Genomic DNA, 16,262 nt, shown 5'->3' on the forward strand with positions numbered 1-16,262 from the left:
GGAATTAGATGACTATGTGAATTGGTTCAACAAGCATCGCATCCATGGCACCTTAGGCTATATGACGCCTGTTCAGTACCGACAAGAAGCCCTTAAAAAAATTGTCTGATTTACTGTTGACAATCCAGAATGCGAAGGATAGATGGTATCCAATTCCTCAAGCTTCTCCGTCAGGCCATGACTTGCCAGAGCCTGCTCTAAAATGGCAAGCTCCTGCGGGTCAGTGGTAATTTTGTATAGCACCTTATGATATAGAGTATTTTGTACTGAAGCACCGCTTTGAACGGCATCAACCCAGAAGATATAGGAACGCATCCCGGCCACGCCTTTAATGGCATTAGCCCGGGCTGTTTCATCCAGCAGCATAATGGTTTCGGCTAAAAGAGAAAGAACAGGTTCAGATGGATAACCGGTCTTAGCTTTGGCCCGTTCCATCATCACTTCTTTGGGTGGTAAATCCAGTTTTTCTGCATGTTGCACTCGATCACGCAAAGCTTCATTTAGAGGACGGAAGCCATTGTAGCCGCGGTTTGTTGTGATAACGGCAATAAAATCAGGATGACGATGTACGATTCGGGTAGGTAAGTTTAGGCTGCCATCTGGTTCTAATGCGGAATTTAGAGCCATTAACACAGCAGCATCCCTAATTACAGTGGGTTCCTGAATCTCCAAGAGCCATCCATTTTCATACGCACGGACAATTTCTGACGGATAGTAGCGATATTCAACAGGATCTGATTGATCATCTTTTTCCGACAGTACCGGAAGAATAGAACCCAGCACATCGGACTTATCCATATCTGCAAAACAGGTTACTTTCGTATAAGGCAGGTTAAAATGAGCAGATAAAGCTTTAGCAAGCTGGGTTTTTCCCGAACCGGCATCCCCCTCCAGCAAAATGGTACTGATTTTCATTTCACCGCGATTCCAATTTCTTACTACTTCCCGATATATTCGTTTTTCTGCCTCGCTCTCAATATGTGAAGGGGGTTTTTTCCAGACAAGGAGTTGTTCCTCTTCAGTCAATTGCCTGGCAGGTGACAAAATACAGGTCTGTTTCATATTTAATAACACTCCAATTCTTCTAAAATGCGGCTAAGCACTCGTTGGCGTTCCCCAATTAATTCTCCTAAATCGTTTAGACTCTGAGCAAATGCCTTGATATCCTTATTGATATTTTCATTGGCAGTACAAACTTCAACGGGTAATACACCACCTTGTAATCCAATACGTTCCACGCTAGGATTTTCCGGGTCATATAAAAATGGAAGTCTATAAGCCTCCTTGAAGTAAAGCAAAGTCCTGGACAAAAAGATGATTATGTCAAATATTTGATGGATGGGTAACTCCTGGGCCAAAATCAACACACCATCTTTATCATTTCTCCAAATCTGCGCGGCAATCTGCATTTTTTTATTTTCTTCCAGCATAGGCGCTCCTAATGTTAACCGTTTGATGCCGGATTCATAGGCGTTTCTGCCATCTATACGCTCATAATCATTTGCTATCATAACCACTTTTCCATTCATCGCCATATCCTCCTTGCATTTACATCATCTGCGAGACACTGCTCGCTCAAACCTTCTAATTTTGCTGTATGATCTTCATGTGGGTCATCATACTTTAACACTTTAATAACTGATAATTCGAAGCCTTCCGAGCCATATTGATTCCAGAGTTCCTGTAAGATTACACCCATTTCAGGATGTCTGTTTTGATAGATTTCCAAAGGCTCCTTTTTTCTTTTTATATCCATTGTGCTCACCTCGACTCTAGTATGCCCTTATGTACTTCAATAAATAATCCACGCTCCGTAGACCATATGAATGCATGGTGTGATTTGACGATAAACGGGGGCAATGGTTTGCAAAAGTTGCGCCATGCCTTTCTATATCGCCAAGTTTGACAGATTGATAAATCGAAGCCTTCAAAACATCAAAAAATTCTATTCCAGGGCAAAAAAAGAACCAGTGGCTACAGGCCACCAGTTGATTCATTTTATCACTCACGCCTTATATTCCTATTTCCATCATTCTCACCGTTACTTTCTCAACTCTGCCATCCATATCCGTCCCGTCGTACTTTGGAAGCTTCAGTTCGCTTACAATAGATCCGTCGCGCATGAACATAATACGCTCAGTCCGTGCCGCAACCTTGGCGTCATGAGTTACAAGCATAACCGCAGTACCGTCCGCGTTGATCTCTGAAAATAAGTCCATAATCTCCTCTGCGGATTTGGAGTTGAGCGCACCCGTCGGCTCGTCGCCGAAGATGATCCGCGGGTTGTTCATAAGCGCACGGCATATTCCCGCGCGCTGAAGCTGACCGCCCGAAACCTGTGTAATGTCACGCTTTTCAAGCTCAGCAATGCCTATCCTTTTCATAATTGTTCTAGCTTTCTCCGAAATTTTCGCAACGTTTTTACGATTGTCGCGCATGGACGGCAGAATGATGTTATCGAGGATATTCAGATTTTTCAGCATCGTCGGCTGTTGAAAAACAAATCCCATGGCTGTTCGGCGTAGATCTGAAAGCTCATTCTCAGAGGCCGCAACTATATCCTTGCCGTCAAATATGACCTTTCCGCCATCAATGTGATCCGTTCCGCTCAGCGCGTATAAGAGCGTCGATTTCCCCGAACCCGAAGGTCCCATTACCGCCACGAATTCACCCTCGTTCATTTCAACGGACACTCCGTCGAGAACATTGCGCCGTTCATCACCCTCGCCGAAAGATTTAACGATATGATCACCAATAATTATTTTCTTCATTTGCCTACTCCTTTATATGTTCGGATATTTTGATTTGTCCTGCGCGCGAGGTGCCGATTATGGTTGCGATAAGTACCGCGATGCCCATCATCAGCGGACTAAGCAGGTATGCCGAAAGCGGGTTGACCGCAAAATCAAACGTCGATGCTCCAAACGAGGAGATCACCATACCCGCAAGCCTTTCTCCAAGCGTGTTCGCCAGAAGTGTGCCGAGAACAACACCAACAATCAGAACGAATAACGAACGCGAAACAAACTGCGCTTTAATATCCGAGTTTGTAAAGCCGAACGATTTCATGACGGCGATGGAATATCTGTCCTTTGCTACAAGCATTTTTATAAATAACAATGTAACTAGCACAGTTATAACCAGTGCAACGGCAATTGCGGCGTAGGAGGCCATTTCGACGGAGCTTATGGTCGAGCCGAGGGTCTGCGTAACAAATTCATCAATGTTGGAGGTTTTTGCAAAGTCAAACTTGACTGTATATTCCTCAACCTTCGCGTCAACAAGGGATTTATCCGACAGTTCAGCGCTGACAATGCTCCACATTATACCCGCCGAATCATCGGTGAATACGGCCTTGGCGGTTTTGCCGCCATTGGTAATATCGGAATAGATTCCGCTTACCGTGAGATCCTTCTCCAGTCCCTCTGTCACCAGCGTAATGACATCGCCGACCTTTTTGCTCATCTCGTCGGCGTATATCGTCGAAAGCGCAATTTCGTCATTAGCGACGGGTGCCTTGCCGACGGTATATGCGATAGGAAATATCGAATGGTCGCCGAGTTCGATTTTAATATTTTCCTCTGACCCGTTTTCCATCTTTGCTTTGAATGTTTTTGTTGTAAGGACGGCAACCTTTGAAATGGCTTGATCGCTTTTCACCGTCTCTACAACTTCAGAGACCTGATCAGCGACATTGTCGATATTGCCGGACAGCTGTATGCGCAGATCGTAGTTACCAATCCCCATATAACTAATGAAGCTTTTTGAGGAAATCGAACTGTACAGGTTCTGCGGAACAATTAGGATAAATGCCGAAATCACCAGCACTGCAAGCATGGTGGCGTAAAGTCTCTTCCTTGAGAGAACATCTTTGATACCGAGAAAAATATTCGTGTTCAACAACCTGTTTCCGCTTAGGGTAAAACGTTTTGCGCCCGCTGTCTTTTCCTGTAAAGTGCCAAAGCGGATGGCTTCCGCGGCGGATATGTTCCGAAAGCGTCTCAGCACTCCGTTTACATAGGCAATGATGGCAAGGAATACAAGCATTGCGCCGATGATTCCTAAGACATAAGCAAAAGAAGTATTATCGCTTTCCCCCATATAAAGCCGTATATTTTCAAGAAGCATGCCTTTGAAAACAAACGAAAGAGCAAAACCGAGAATAGAGCCAGCCGCCGCAATTGCCATGTATTTCGCCAGATAAATCTTCTTGATGTCGGAGACACGCAGCCCTATAGCTTTCATAACACCAATTTCGCGATAATCGTCTTCGATCTTTGCAAGGAGCGTAAAGCGTATGCACATGAACGCGATGGCAACGACAAGCAGGCTTACCAGAAGGATAACGCCAATCATGATCCCGTCGGAAATGGCATTCATCAATCGGAAAAGCGCATATGTAACCGTTGGCCCGTTCATCTCAAGTCCTGCGTTGGCATAAGCGGTTTCGAATGCGCCTAGCCCCGACATATCCTTTAATCTTAACTCAATCAGATACTCCGGGTTTTCAAGAGTTTTAAATTCTGCGTAATCCTTGTTGCTTACTAGAAATCGCTTTGAAGAGGAGAGCGATGAGTTCATGGTCGAATCGCGCAAGAAACCCGCAACGGTAAATTCTTTTCCGCTTATTACGGCCTTGTCTCCGACCTTAGTGGTGTTGTCCTTCATATAGCTTACCGGAACATAAACCTCGCCGTCGGATACGTTAATCACGTTGCCTTCAAGATCAAGCAGGTAATCGAATTTCTGGCTCTGTGTGCTTAACCCGTTGTCCTGAACGCTGTTCGCGAGCGATTTTTCACCAAATATAAATTGCGCGCCATCGATATTCAGAAATTCAACCACCTGAAATTCATCGACATTGCTGTTCTGCTCCGCAAAACTAGATAGCCGCTCGGTATCCAGCTCACCTGAATGCATCTGCATAAAATGCGGAGTTTTCGCTTGTGTCATAAGCGTATCCAGCGCGCCATACAGATTGACGGCGAGGATCGCCGCAAGCGAAACAAGCGTAGCCGCGGCAGCGACAAAGATCATGGTTGTCAGCGTAATCAATTTGCTCTTCATAATGTCATTGCGGATTATTCTGGTATGCATAAGTCACCTCTGTTGCTAGCTTTTAAATTAATGACAAATTGCCGAAGTCCCAGATAGCAGCACTACCCGACTAAAGAATGGAATCCCCTGTCTCTGCCGCTAGCCATTATTCAAGGCTGTCCTCAACCCCGTTATGAAACATCTGCATAACGTGCATAAGGCTTCCGCTTTTGGCGCCGAGCAGCCTTTCTACGTTATAAACAAACGCCTGATAGCGTGAAACTCCCTCCTCGGTTGTCATTGGAACCCTATCATCGTCAAAAACGGTATTCGCATAGGTCACAACCATTTCCATGCATTCGTACGGGAACGGCGTGCTGAACAGCCCCTGCTCGATGCCCTCGCGGATGATTTCCGCCAAAATCGGCGTAATGCCGTTAATGATGGACCTTTGTATTTTCTGATGCATGAGAGCATTCTGCGGCTTGTGAATGTGCTCCATTATTTCCTTTCTGCTTCCGCCGCTCAAGCTCATAGATTTCACAACGCGGACAATGCGCTCGACTACGGGGATGGTCTTGTCTGCGGCAATTTCCTGCGCTTTGCATAGAAGATGAACGCTGTAACGGTTAATCAGTGCGTCAATAATGTCCTGCTTGGACTTGAAGTGGTAATACAACGTCCCCCGCGCAATTCGGACCTTTTCGAGTATATCTTTTGTGCTCGTGCCGTCTAAGCCCTTCTGACCGATAAGCTCGTCCGCCGCGTCAAGTATTTCGTTCCTGCGTTCATCGGCCGTTTTGACTATTCTCATTTTTACGCCCCCTTGTTACCGACCGACATCCTGTCGGTTAAATTATAACCTGTTCTATTGTTTTTTGTGTCAAAGTCTTGTTAAATATTTCGTTATGGCCATCCTGATGCGGCCTGGGGAATTAAACACTTCAATGTTAAGGAAACAAAGAGGAGCCGACCTCTTCGCGACGATTAAATTTCTTGGTTAGTACGTTATTACTGAACTCATCAGCTATTGAAAACAAATGCATATCTGTAATAGTTTCTCAGAGCATGAGTGGCATAGGGCGTTGCTATGGCAACGCAAGGATGGAAAGCTTTTTGCTACGCTAAAGAAAGAGAAGCTGTAAGATCAACACGGAGTGCTATCCGATGGCCTATATTAAATCGATCATCTTCAGATACATCATGGTTTACTACAATGAAAGGCGGATCTACACCTCTACTCCAGGGAGCATACTCCACGCTCTTTAACTATCAAGACTATGGTATAATTAAAAAGAGAAAATAAGCGTTAGCGAGGTGTTATCCTATGCAATGGCAAGAGGTTCGTAATATTTACCCCGATCAATATGTGCTTCTCGAAATCCTAAATTCTCATACAGAAGATAACACACAATACGTAGATGAGGTAGCTTTGATCAAAGCAATTCAAGATCCAGATGAAGCAACTAAGGAACTGTTAAAATGCAGAGATAACAACATTGTCTATCATACGGGTCAAGAGAAAATAGCTATAGAGCTTAGAAGAAATCCTCTATACAGGAATCGATAAGATGCAGTTAGAATTAATCGATAACTTACTTCAAGCTTCCATGACGCTTTGCTACAAAGACCGTTCACTAACAATAGATAACTTAGTGATTGATACTGGAGCGGCACACTCCATTCTTTCCTCCGATGTCGTATCAGAGATCGGCATCAAATTTGAAAACGGAGATCGATTGGTTCGAAGCTTCGGAATTGGCGGCGATGAGTATTCGTTCCGTAAGCAGGTTAATCAAATCCAAATTGGCGATTTAATCCTACATGATATCTCGTTAGACTTTGGCGTCTTCCATGACGATATAAGCAGCATAAACGGACTGATTGGTTTGGATATTCTTGAAAGCGGCAATATGATTATCGACCTCCATCGGATGCAGATGTATCCGGCAAGCTTCAAATAACATTGAAATGGGGCTGTCCCAAAAGTAAACTTTGGAATAGCCTCGGCACAAAATACGATGACTCTCGGAATAAACCAAGGAGCTAAGCGGCTTTTTCTCGCTTAGCTCCTTGGTTTCTGGCGTCTATGGCCTCGAAGCAGGAACCGTTTGAAGCCTCGGTTGTTCTTCATATCACCGAAAACGGGCTCCGGCTCAATCATGCGTCTCATGGCCAGAGCATAGCCTTCTTCGCTTCGGAATCTCAAGATGTGGGATTAGGCAGCGTGTGTCGGTTGGTCGCTGGTGCACGCTGTATCCGAGAACGAATTGATTTTCGGTGCCGATCTGAACATTGTAGCCCGGCTTGAGTTGGCCGTTTCGCATGTGGTCTTCTTTCATTCGCATAAACGTGACGTCCTGATCCGTTTTGCTGTAGCTGTTCCTCGTGCCTAAAATCGTCTCTTGCGTCTCGTACTTATAGAGGCGCGGAACCAAGTCCTTGCGGAGTGCGCGCACCGCCTTCTTTAGCGACCTGTCCTTTGGCTTCTCCTGCAGACGCTTCTCCAAATGTTTGACAGCTTGCTCCAGCTTTTCACCGGTGATGGAAGAGGACTCGCCCAGCTCGGGAAGATCCTTGCCGACTTGCGTTCCTTCTTCTTGCTTCTCGGCTTCCTCAATGGCGGCAAATAAGGTCTGCACTTTCTCCAGAACCGTTTTCATCCGCTCCGAACGAAACCGGTTGATGGCGCGAAAGTCCGGTCGTTGTCTGCCCGCGATCCACATGAACATGATATTTTCACGGACAGCTTTGGCGATTTGACGAGAGGAGTAGATGCGCTGCGTGTAGGCGTAAATGATGACTTTGGTGAGCATTTTAGGATGATAGCTGTCTCGTCCGCCTCCGGGGTAAGCCGCGTCGAATATAGCGTCGCTGAGACGATTGACGGCGGCGTTGACCACACGAACAAGGTAATTGGCAGGTATGTCCTCTTCTAAATCTATTGGTAAGCAAAGCTGATCCATGGTATATTGAATATACAAAGAATCCTCTCCTCTACGGTAATGGTTGGTGGTACTTCCATTTTACCAGAGGGTGGTTTCTTTTTGTTTGATTAAAAAGAAAAAGAGGGCTGCCCCTCAGTCATCTCTATGATGACTTTTGGGACAGCCTCATTCATTTTTAATATTTGCAGAATCCGCCCGTATTCTCTAATTAAAGGGCCTACACTGATAACCAGCCATCGATTTGCTTCTCTACATTCAGCAAGACTTCAGGTTGTACCTTCCCAAATTTCCGGATGACAATGGACTGCGACAGCGTATAGATTTTATCAGCACGGATTGCAGAATCCACTTTAAGCTTGCCTTCTGCCATCACATCATTTGTAATGATGATCTGATACTCCCGATCTGTAACATTAGACGTAATCGCCGCAACGATCACATCTTGATATCGCTGATTATAATCATTGTTTGACATTACAAGAACGGGTCTTCTTTTCTCCGAAAGTCAGATCACTAAATGGAATAGGAATGAGCACGATATTGCCTTGGTTAAGCATCATTCCATACCTCATCGTCAATATCGTTATGCCAAAAATCCAAACTGCTTTCAGCTGATTGACTTAGCTCTTTTAACATGCTGTTTTCACGCTTCATTTTCAAGTACCCGATAAAGTCCGCCACTTCCTCAATATCCTGCGGCGGAATCTCTGCGATCAGTTTATATATCGTCTCCTTGGATACGCTCATCTCTTCACGCTCCCAGCTTCATTACTTAATCACACCCAGTAGCTTACTTTGATTATAACATATGCGGGGCTACGCATTAAGTGGCACCATTCGAGAACAAGGCTATTTTCCCCAGCGTCCCCAATCCGTCCCCAAATACCTTCACTCATCACTCAAACCCCTTATAAATCAAGGAACAAACAGCCTCCACATGTGCCGGGTAAGCAGAGTCAACATATTGCTCTGAGAACTTCGCATGCCAGCAAAGCAATTTAGTTACCACCAGAAAGGGCAACAGCAGCCTTTCTGGAAAATAGATACTTTGTGATACAATAAAGGTACCTCTTCCGAAAGGCCGTGATATTGTGAGCATTAACCGAGAAGAATTAAAGCGCATCATTGACCATATTCCTGAGCAGGACGCCATTGAAGTTGCCGATTTTATTGGATGCCTGAACGCAAAACGAGAACGCGAAGCATTAAAAAAATCTCGAACACGCCAGCCTGACCAGCATGGAATTCTGGAATAATTCAGTGGACGATGAGGTTTGGAACAATGTATGGACAAGGAGATATTGTACTGATTCCTTTTCCATACAGTGACTTGTCTGCAACCAAACAGCGTCCCGTTCTTGTCTTGTCAAATTGTTATTAAAAAATTCGGACACCTAAAACCTTCGCTCTTCACAGAGGTTAAACAGCAATTCATGCATCTGCTCGACGAATGAATTAAGAAGCAACGACAGCCTTTCACCGCTCTACTCAGTGGTGAAAGGCTGTTGTTGTGCGTAGTGATAACTTAGGGTTTAGGCGTCCCCCAATTATTGACCAGTCCGATTCAACGACACTACCGCTTCCGTATGTATTGGGTTGGGAATAGGAACATAAATCACTCATTGTTATCGTACGGCAGACGATCGATTCTTGAGCCTTCAGCATGTCCGTGCCAGCGGAGCCAACACCAGCAGGAGCCGGTGTTGGTTCCCCGCGCCTCAGTCCATCCACTCGAGCGCTTTCAGCATTCGAATCAGCACAGTCGCAGCCTCTGCACGCGTCGTTGCGCCCTTCGGACCGAACGTGATCTTGCTTGTGCCTGTCATGACGTTAAGTTCAACCATCATGCGAACATCATCCATAAATGCCGAGTTGACCTCCGCTATATCCCGGTAACCATCCAAGTTAGCGGACCCTCTAATTTTCGGAAGCTTCTCAAGTTTCATCGTTTCCGCCAGCATACTTGCCATTTCTTCGCGGGTCAGCGGCTGATCCGGCATGAAGCTTTTACCTTTCGCAAAGTCCAGCAGCCCCAATTCCTTCGCCTGGGCTATCTCGGAGAAATACCACGCGCCAGGCCGAACATCGCCATAAGGCGCCGCGCTGTCGCTCGTCGATGTGCCTCGCCCCATCGCCCGGACGAGCATGACTGCAAACTCCGCTCGGGTCACGGATTCGTCGGGCGCGTACCGCCCATGGCCAACTCCGGCAACGAGTCCTTTCGCCGCTGCCAATTGGACAAACGATTGGCTCCAGTGGGTTTGCACATCGGCAAAGCTAACCTCTTGCTCCACCACGACATACACGCTGTTGGAATAAGAGCGAATCGTCACAACCCACGCGGCGTCGATCCGTTCCGCCCGCGCAGGGACGAACTCCAACTTCTTCGTTAATTCGTTGTAGCGGAACGCGCCCCATTGCTCCGGCATGCGGGTCATATCCTTCGGCATCGGAATGATTCTCGTAAGCGCCTCGCTGAAACGGTCGCTTGCTCCGATCGTTTGTCCCGATTCGGCGTTCAAAATATCCAAGTGAAAATCGACAATCGCACCTATCCGCTCTCCATTCGGCATGCCGTCCGCAATCGCGGCCCGGATCGCTTCGTCGCCCGACTTGTCGATCAGGGTGATCTTGAAGTCGATATCCTCCGCGTTTAAGTGGTTTGCGACAAGCAAGTCGTTCAGTCCCGGAATGAGCGACGTCAAATCGACCGGCACTTGATAGCTGCCGTAAGGGGCCTTGATCTCGATCCTCAAGCTGTCGTTCCTGTTCGTCAGGCCGTTTAAAACGGTTGCCGGTATGCTGACGTAGGCCATGCCGTCTTGGTTCGGCGTCACTTCAAGCGTGACGGACGGCTCCGTGATATCGAGGGTATCCGGGTCAAGCGATATCCCGTTAAGATCAATCATCGGCTTGGCAATCTCAGGCGTGTAGCTGCCGCCAGATTCGGCATAGCTGCGGTTCTCCGCTCTCGTTACCGTCAGGTTGTACGTCTTCGTCGTACCGTCCTCCGCTGTCACGACGATTGCGATCCGGCTGCTGCCGACCTCAAGCGAGAGCGGCGGAGACGCCATGCCGCTCGACAAGACGAGCGTTCCTTGCGCGAGCTTCCCTGCGTTGTCATATACGCTCGCGGTTACCGTCGCGGTGCCGTCCGCCACTGTCGGCGTCACCGTTACGCTGGCGATGCCGTTCTCCACGCTCGCTGTATAGGCAGTCGTCGCCGCCGTAAACGGCGACGGGCTCAGCGCTCCGGATGACAACGACAAGCCGCTCAGATCGGCGTTGCTGCTCGGCGCATGCGCCACAGTCAAAGCTGCGGATCGGCCTGCAGCTTCCACGCCGTTCACATAAACCGTTAGGATGTAGATTTTATCGCTCGCTGTTGTGTTGGGCGGAAGCGTGACGGCGGCGGAAGCGCTTGTGTCACTGGTGACAAGGGCTGCAGCGGTCGCCTCGCCGTCCACATAGACGCTGACCGTCTGTCCGGCAAGATTGAACCCTGAGATGTCGATTGCTACGCTCCCTCCCGCGCTGGTAAAGCCGGTTCGATCAACGGAAATCCCCGTTACGACAGGCACGGCAACGATAAAGCTTGCGCTTGCCGCGTCGAGCGTATTATGATAACCGTTTTCCACCGTATTTCCGGCAACATTCACTGTGTAGACGCCATCATCGAGCGTACCGTCAAACGTTAGCGTATAGGTTCGATTCGCCTCGCCATAACTTGCCGTATAGGCGGTAAATGCCGCGCCATCCTTGTCCATGCTCAGGAGCGGAAGCGCATTGCCCGCATTCAACTCGGCCCTATCCGCCGCCCAATAGACCGCTTCGCTCACCGTAACGCGGACAGAGGCCGGAGGCGCGGCAAATCGCTGATCGTCCGTAAAATCGAAGGAAACGACAGGCTTGGTCGTGTCGTACAGGAAGGTCGCGATATCGGACGCTTCGTTGCCGTTTCCGGCTGCATCGGTCGTTGCATTCGCCGCTACACGCACGGTCACGGCTTGGCCGCTTTCCATCGGCGTGATCGTGGCGGTGTAGGCAGACGCGCTAGTCCTTGCAACGTTGGAAACCGTACCGTTTCCGACCATGATACTGCCGTCATCGAGACCGTCTACGGGTTCGCTAAACGTCATCGTGATCGGAAATGCAGCGTTAACCGTGCCGCCGGCCGTACTGGATACGGCAACTGTCGGCGGCGTGTTGTCAAGCACAAAGGCTTGCGAAACCACACTCGCGTCATTCCCGACCTTGTCGGACGCGCGAACGTGCAAATACCAGTTGCCGTCTCCGCTTGTTTGCTCCAGCGTTTCACCGCTCGTGAAATCTACCCATCCGTCAGTCGGAACGGCGGTGCTTTGCGTCCACGCATATTGCAGTGAAGCAGGAACGACACCGCTCTCCTTATCGGCGACTTTGACCATCGTTGAAGCGTATTTCGACGGCGCCGCATTCCCGTTCAAGTCGAATTGAACATCGGGAGGCGTGGAATCTCTCAACACGGTAATCGTATACGTTTTGCCCGGTTTGAAATACGGCTCTACCCGAACGGGAATCGCCGTCGACGCACCCGAGACGCTGACCGTCGCATCGCTGCCGTTTGCTTGCAACTGGCCATTGATAGATAACGCCGTATTAACCGTGTCCTCCAGCGTCGCCGTTACATGTACGTTCGATACCGATGGGCCAATATAAGAATATGTATAGGACGTATCGGCGGATGAAAATGGGCTGTCGAAAGGACCTTCCTGCAGAGCCAGACTCTCTATGTTGTCGCTCCCCGGTACGGTCGCTTGTCCATAATTATCGTCTCCCCAAGCGACGACGGTGCCGTCCGATTTCAGCGCCAGAGAATGATATTTTCCTGCGGCGATCGACACCACCCAGTCCAGATCTGCCGGCACGTTCGTTTGTCCATCACCATTATATCCCCAGGCGACAACGGTGCCGTCCGATTTCAGCGCCAGCGAATGAGCATTTCCCGCAGCAATGGCGATAACTTCGCTTTGTGCTGATTCCGGCACGGTCGATTGTCCACTATAATCATCTCCCCAAGCGACGACGGTGCCGTCCGATTTCAGCGCCAGCGAATGAGCATTTCCCGCAGCAATAGCGATAACCCCGCTTTGTGCCGATTCCGGCACGTTCGTTTGATTCGTATCATTTCTCCCCCAGGCCATCGCGGTACCGTCCGATTTCAACGCCAGGGAATGATCATCTCCTGCGGCGATCGCCACGACCCCGTTCAGATCTGCCGGCACGTTCGTTTGTCCAAAAAAATCGTCTCCCCAAGCGACGACGGTGCCGTCCGATTTCAGCGCCAGCGAATGGTACTTTCCCGCAGCGATCGACACCACTCCATTCAAGTCCGCAGGCACGTTCGTTTGTCCAAAATAATAATCTCCCCAAGCGGCAACGGTGCCGTCCGATTTCAGCGCCAGGGAATGGTATAAACCCGCGGCGATCGACACCACTCCATCCAAGCCCGCCGACACAGTCGTTTGCCCAACGCCATTATCTCCCCAAGCGACGACGGTTCCATCCGATTTCAACGCCAGCGAATGATAACCTCCCGCGGCGATTTTGTTCCCTTTGACAGGCGCAGCAAGATTCACCGGCACGTTCGTTTGTCCATAAATATTATCTCCCCAAGTGACGACGGTGCCATCCGATTTCAACGCCATTGAATGAAACGTTCCAGCGCCGATCGCCACGACCTTGTCCAGACCTGTCGGCACGTTTATTTGTCCAAAATCATTATCTCCCCAAGCAACGACGGTACCGTCCGATTTCAACGCCAGCGAATGGGATCCTCCCCCGGCGATCTCCACGACCCCGTCCAGACCTGCCGGCACGGTACTTTGTCCGGAATAATACTCTCCCCAAGTAATGACGGTGCCGTCCGATTTCAGCGCAAGCGAATAATTCGACCCCGCGGCGATCGCCACGACCCCCGTAAGCCCTGTCGGTATGGTCGTTTGCCCATAATAATTATCTCCCCAAGCGATGACGGTGCCGTCCGATTTCAACGCCAGCGAATGGAATTCTCCCGCGGCGATCGACACCACTCCCGTAAGCCCTGTCGGCACGATCGCTAGAGCAGGATGTCCCCATCCGACGACGGTACCGTCCGATTTCAACGCCAGCGAATATGCATATCCCGCGGCGATCGACACGACATCATCCAGACCTGCCGGCATGTCTATTTGTCCAAAAGCATTGCTTCCCCATCCGACGACGGTGCCATCCGATTTCAGCGTCAGAGAATGAACATACCCCGCAGCGATCGACACGACCCCTGTGAGGCCAGCGGGCACTGTAGATTGTCCATCATCATTGTATCCCCATGCAACTACTGTCCCATCCGATTTCAACGCTAGCGAATGCCCGTCTCCCGCGGCGATTTGCATCGTACGGCTGCCAATCCCCGTTTGCGCAGCATCGGCCGTTTGAAATCCGAAAGGAACCGTTAAGCTCAGAAGCAATACGAAAGACATCACAAGTTGGACGGTCTTATATAATACCTGTTTCAAAAATACTCCCTCCTTGATGCCTGATACGCTTATCCCCAATTATATTTCAACCGGGGTAACAAAAAGGTAACATAATGGAGGGATTTCGATGATCTGTGTCGAATATTATCCAACATTTTTATATATGATAGAGAGCAGGGAGATTGGGAATGCCCTACCAACAAATCAATGGAATTTCGACATCCTATCAAGAACATGGAGAGAGGACGAAGGCGCCGGATGTCATCGTCATGATTCACGGGTGGGGGCTCGATTCCACCGTTTGGGGAAAACTGACCGCATTATTAGAGCTGCATTTTTTCATCGTTACGTATGATCTTCGGGCTCATGGCCAAACAGATAACACCGAGGAACCGATCACGTGGGAACAATTAGGTGAAGACCTTCGTCAATTGATGGAGAAGCTGGATCTTCATCAAGTCCATTTGCTTGCCTTCGGTTACGGTACACATCTAGCAACGAAATTTACGCTGCGGTACCCCGGGCATGTCCGTTCCCTAATTCTGTTGTCAATGCCCTACATGTCGGAAAATAATAATCACTTCCATCTTGCCAAGCATGTATTCCCGGCCATTCAGACGACAATGGAATCCGGAAACCCCTATTTTCTAAGGCAATATCAGGAACTGCTGAAGGGGTATACGACCCTGAATGCCGATGATCCGCAGCTTCTTCATTATTTTCGCGTTCTGCTTGGCAGACCTATGCCTCATATCTCGCATTTGATTCAACTTGCGTCCAATTCGACTTTGCTCACAGAGCTGTCTCTTCTTCCATGCCCAGTCATGCTAATGACGGGAGAGCTGAATGTCACCAGTCCAACCGGATTGTTCAATGCAAGCTCATTCTTACTGAAGCAGCCTACGCAGATTTCGATTTCCAATGCGTCGTTTCTCTTCTTTCTGGAACAACCTGTCGAGACGGCAAAATGGATTCATCTTTTCGTATCTAAGAAATGTCCAAGATTAAGCCAAGATTCCCCGAATTCGAAATCGGAGATCAGCCAGGTCATCCATTCTATCTTTCAGCCGATCAAGCAAGTATCGGAGAATCAAAAACATCTACTGGACATTCAATTGCTTCATACGTTCCATGTCGAAATTGATTCGATTCCGATCACGACCGGTTGGAATCAACGCTACGCAAAGCGATTGCTTATCTACCTGGTTTTCCATCCCGTTACAACCCGCGAAATCCTATGCGAAGAGTTTTTTCCCGATGTAAGTCCGGTCAAAGCTTTAGCTAATTTGAAAGTGTACTTGAATCACTTAGAGAAGCTGCTGCGACACCCGAAGATTTCTGCGCGGGGATTGCTGTTCCATCAGGGTACCGTCTCCATGCAATATCAAATCAAATGCGATCTGATGGATCTGATAGCCGCGATTGATCAAGCCTATTATGAACAAGATCCTACTATACGCTTTCAACTTTGCGAGAAACTGTTCGAATTTTTCGAAATTAACGTACTGCCCCATATCCAAGACGACTGGGTTATTCGATTCAGAAACCGAGTTGAAGCCCAGGTCTATGAATTAATGGATTGGATGGCGATTCAATGTACAAAACAAGGGCTTTATTCAAGATCGACCTCTTATTACATCCACATGCTGCAGTATCATCCGGACGAAGAGCATATCTACGATCGAATCATTGAATTGCTGCGCCTCTCCGGGGATTATCGGACGATGGCCATATGGGAGCGCAAAAAAGCCGGTTGCACTTGGTGATGTCCGTGCACCGG

General features: G+C 48.6%; 15 protein-coding genes and 2 pseudogenes. 5 read left to right on the forward strand and 12 right to left on the reverse strand.

Annotated elements, in window-relative coordinates; all coding sequences use genetic code 11:
• Positions 1–109, forward strand: a 109-nt coding sequence (locus ACFO3S_RS18405) for an IS3 family transposase (RefSeq protein ID WP_378097297.1), incomplete at its 5' end; no start/stop codon positions are given.
• Here the strand turns inward: ACFO3S_RS18405 and ACFO3S_RS18410 are convergent.
• The 6 genes from ACFO3S_RS18410 to ACFO3S_RS18435 all read right to left on the reverse strand — a co-directional run bounded on the left by ACFO3S_RS18410 (position 73) and on the right by ACFO3S_RS18435 (position 5,851).
• The gene (locus ACFO3S_RS18410; protein WP_378099133.1) at positions 73–1,062 is read right to left on the reverse strand and encodes an AAA family ATPase; all 990 of its coding nucleotides are present in this window, start codon (positions 1,060–1,062) and stop codon (positions 73–75) included. The genes ACFO3S_RS18405 and ACFO3S_RS18410 overlap by 37 nt on opposite strands.
• A 2-nt stretch (positions 1,063–1,064) precedes the next feature.
• Positions 1,065–1,529, reverse strand: coding sequence for a DUF6530 family protein (locus tag ACFO3S_RS18415; RefSeq protein WP_378099134.1), 465 nt, complete (start codon positions 1,527–1,529; stop codon positions 1,065–1,067).
• The gene (locus ACFO3S_RS18420; protein WP_378099135.1) at positions 1,526–1,756 is read right to left on the reverse strand and encodes a GIY-YIG nuclease family protein; all 231 of its coding nucleotides are present in this window, start codon (positions 1,754–1,756) and stop codon (positions 1,526–1,528) included. Before ACFO3S_RS18420 ends, ACFO3S_RS18415 begins: the two co-directional genes overlap by 4 nt.
• Positions 1,757–2,012: 256 nt before the next feature.
• Positions 2,013–2,771, reverse strand: coding sequence for an ABC transporter ATP-binding protein (locus ACFO3S_RS18425; protein ID WP_378099136.1), 759 nt, complete (start codon positions 2,769–2,771; stop codon positions 2,013–2,015).
• A gap of 4 nt (positions 2,772–2,775) precedes the next feature.
• Complete coding sequence (locus ACFO3S_RS18430) at positions 2,776–5,097, reverse strand: ABC transporter permease (RefSeq protein ID WP_378099137.1); 2,322 nt, start codon at positions 5,095–5,097, stop codon at positions 2,776–2,778.
• Positions 5,098–5,203: 106 nt separating this feature from the next.
• Entirely contained in the window at positions 5,204–5,851 is a 648-nt protein-coding gene (locus ACFO3S_RS18435; protein WP_378099138.1) for a TetR/AcrR family transcriptional regulator, read from the reverse strand.
• A gap of 513 nt (positions 5,852–6,364) precedes the next feature.
• On the opposite strand from ACFO3S_RS18435, the gene ACFO3S_RS18440 reads away from it, so the two are divergent.
• Positions 6,365–6,607, forward strand: coding sequence for a hypothetical protein (locus ACFO3S_RS18440; RefSeq protein WP_378099139.1), 243 nt, complete (start codon positions 6,365–6,367; stop codon positions 6,605–6,607).
• A gap of 1 nt (position 6,608) precedes the next feature.
• Entirely contained in the window at positions 6,609–7,001 is a 393-nt protein-coding gene (locus tag ACFO3S_RS18445; RefSeq protein WP_378099140.1) for a retropepsin-like aspartic protease, read from the forward strand.
• Positions 7,002–7,102: 101 nt separating this feature from the next.
• Here ACFO3S_RS18445 and ACFO3S_RS18450 read toward each other — a convergent pair whose 3' ends face one another.
• From ACFO3S_RS18450 to ACFO3S_RS18465, 4 genes and pseudogenes are all read right to left on the reverse strand, one after another.
• Positions 7,103–7,210, reverse strand: coding sequence for a transposase (locus ACFO3S_RS18450; protein ID WP_378099141.1), 108 nt, complete (start codon positions 7,208–7,210; stop codon positions 7,103–7,105).
• Between the two features lie 34 nt (positions 7,211–7,244).
• A pseudogene (locus ACFO3S_RS18455) lies at positions 7,245–8,021 on the reverse strand (transposase); the annotation flags it as partial.
• A gap of 181 nt (positions 8,022–8,202) precedes the next feature.
• Positions 8,203–8,460: a type II toxin-antitoxin system PemK/MazF family toxin gene (locus ACFO3S_RS18460; RefSeq protein ID WP_378099142.1), complete on the reverse strand. Its 258-nt coding sequence runs from the start codon at positions 8,458–8,460 to the stop codon at positions 8,203–8,205.
• Between the two features lie 74 nt (positions 8,461–8,534).
• Positions 8,535–8,732, reverse strand: a complete 198-nt coding sequence (locus ACFO3S_RS18465) for a DUF2281 domain-containing protein (protein WP_373231798.1) — start codon at positions 8,730–8,732, stop codon at positions 8,535–8,537.
• 344 nt (positions 8,733–9,076) lie between these two features.
• Here ACFO3S_RS18465 and ACFO3S_RS18470 point away from each other — a divergent pair, with 344 nt between their 5' ends.
• Positions 9,077–9,241: a hypothetical protein gene (locus ACFO3S_RS18470; protein WP_378099143.1), complete on the forward strand. Its 165-nt coding sequence runs from the start codon at positions 9,077–9,079 to the stop codon at positions 9,239–9,241.
• A gap of 462 nt (positions 9,242–9,703) precedes the next feature.
• Here ACFO3S_RS18470 and ACFO3S_RS18475 read toward each other — a convergent pair whose 3' ends face one another.
• Both ACFO3S_RS18475 and ACFO3S_RS18480 read right to left on the reverse strand, forming a co-directional pair.
• Positions 9,704–14,281 carry an S-layer homology domain-containing protein gene (locus ACFO3S_RS18475; protein ID WP_378099371.1) on the reverse strand — a complete coding sequence of 1,526 codons (4,578 nt, stop codon included), beginning with the start codon at positions 14,279–14,281 and terminating at the stop codon, positions 9,704–9,706.
• A 42-nt stretch (positions 14,282–14,323) separates the two neighbouring features.
• Positions 14,324–14,485: pseudogene (locus ACFO3S_RS18480) on the reverse strand (RCC1-like domain-containing protein); the annotation flags it as partial.
• Between the two features lie 185 nt (positions 14,486–14,670).
• Between ACFO3S_RS18480 and ACFO3S_RS18485 the strand changes: the two are divergent.
• Entirely contained in the window at positions 14,671–16,248 is a 1,578-nt protein-coding gene (locus ACFO3S_RS18485; protein WP_378099144.1) for an alpha/beta fold hydrolase, read from the forward strand.
• Positions 16,249–16,262: the final 14 nt, after the last annotated feature.

The sequence above is a fragment of the Cohnella hongkongensis genome (genome assembly GCF_042654645.1).
GTDB classification, from domain to species: Bacteria; Bacillota; Bacilli; order Paenibacillales; family Paenibacillaceae; genus Cohnella; species Cohnella hongkongensis.